1 protein-coding gene is annotated in these 1,546 nt (G+C 61.6%); it reads left to right on the top strand.

What is annotated here, in order from left to right:
• The first annotated feature begins 281 nt into the window (after positions 1–281).
• Positions 282–1,400: a hypothetical protein gene (locus tag EOA33_RS35240; RefSeq protein ID WP_245482541.1), complete on the top strand. Its 1,119-nt coding sequence runs from the start codon at positions 282–284 to the stop codon at positions 1,398–1,400.
• Positions 1,401–1,546 lie beyond the last annotated feature (146 nt).

The following is a 1,546-nucleotide window of genomic DNA, read 5'->3' as shown; positions in this document are numbered from 1 at the left end:
GGCGGGACAGCACCCCCCTCTGGCCTGCCGGCCATCTCGCCCTCAAGGGGGGAGATTATTCGCTCCGCCGCCTTCGCCAATTTCGAACGCTGCGAGGGTGCGCGCCGGCGCTGAAACCGCAAATCTCCCCCCACAAGGGGGAGATGCCCGGCAGGGCAGAGGTGGCGCCTCGCGCGACCTCCCAAATCACCTTCTCCGATCGCCGCCTGACCGTCGCAAAATAGCCGCTGTTGCTGGAAATCCTGCTGGCTGCAAGAGCGTGGCCCGGGGGGAGAGACATGATGAGATTTTCGATCATGGTGGGTCTTGTAATCGCCAGCTCCATGGCGCGGGCGGGCGACAACCTCCCCTATTCGCCCTCCGCTGATGTCCCCGACTATGTCGCGACCATGACGGTCCAGCCATTGGTAGGACCGACCCATACGAGGATAGTCACGCATCATGGCGGTTGGGTCCGCGTCGAGGAAATGCAAGCCACAACCTATGGAAATCCGGCAAAGCAGATATCAGTCACTTTCCGCGGGGATTCGCAGACAGGCTATTCGCCTGTTTCGATAAGTCGTGAGACATCGACATCCTATGAGAGGATTCGCGGGGTAATCGAAACCGGACAGACCCAGACGCACGATAGCGAGCGATGCGATGTACGGGAAATCCAGCGGCGCGATCCAGACAGGTCAGAACCCGGGCTGAAATGGCTGAGTTGCGTGACAGCCGATGGTATCGAGATTGCCACCGAGGTGTTTGTGAACGGTTCGCCGTTTCGTCAGTCAACGCTCGTCAAACTCGAACGCCGGCCTGTGTCCGCCGAGGAGGTCGCGCTCCCTGCCAAGCTGCTCGACGTCGCCCAATGGCTGCACTTCGACGACCAGCCGGCCGCAACGGGTGTCAAGCAGCCGCCGGATTTCGCCATGCGCATGCAATGGAAAGGTGCGGTCAGGGTCATGCGGCGGCACGATCCGTGGATCTATGATGAAGCTGCCTATCCGGATGGGCGGAGATACCTAAGCATCCGCAACGCTCGGACAGGGCAGGAACTGTCCTTCAGGGCCGCCAAGGGCGGCGCGTTCGAGAATCTCTTCCTGTGCCAGAAATGTCAGCCAGGAGATATGCTGTCTATTCTCCATGGCCGCGACGCCGTCCCCAAGAGCATGGGCCACACGGACAGCGTTCTCGGCGAGCCATGCGAGTGGTTTGACATGGCGCCGCGCACGGCTGATGTCAACCATTCGCAATGTCTGACGCCGGACAGGATCCCGTTGGAAATCGGCATTGGTGGGGCGTGGGCGCCGCGTGAGGAGTTTGTCGCCGATGAGATCCAGCGCCGGGACCTCAAGCCCGAAGAGATCCTTCCACCCGCCGATGTGCTGACACGATCGAACTGGGACATTCCGGGATAGCGGAACTTACCAAAACGCTGGCGGGACAGCACCCCCCTCTGGCCTGCCGGCCATCTCCCCCTCAAGGGGGGAGATTATTCGCTCCGCCGCCTTCGCCAATTTCGAACGCTGCGAGGGTGCGCGCCAGCGCTGAAACCGCAAATCTC

It is taken from the genome of Mesorhizobium sp. M4A.F.Ca.ET.050.02.1.1, from assembly GCF_003997725.1.
GTDB lineage: Bacteria > Pseudomonadota > Alphaproteobacteria > Rhizobiales > Rhizobiaceae > Mesorhizobium.
The sequence above is the reverse complement of the archived record's forward strand: the minus strand, read 5'-3'. Positions and strand labels throughout refer to the sequence as shown.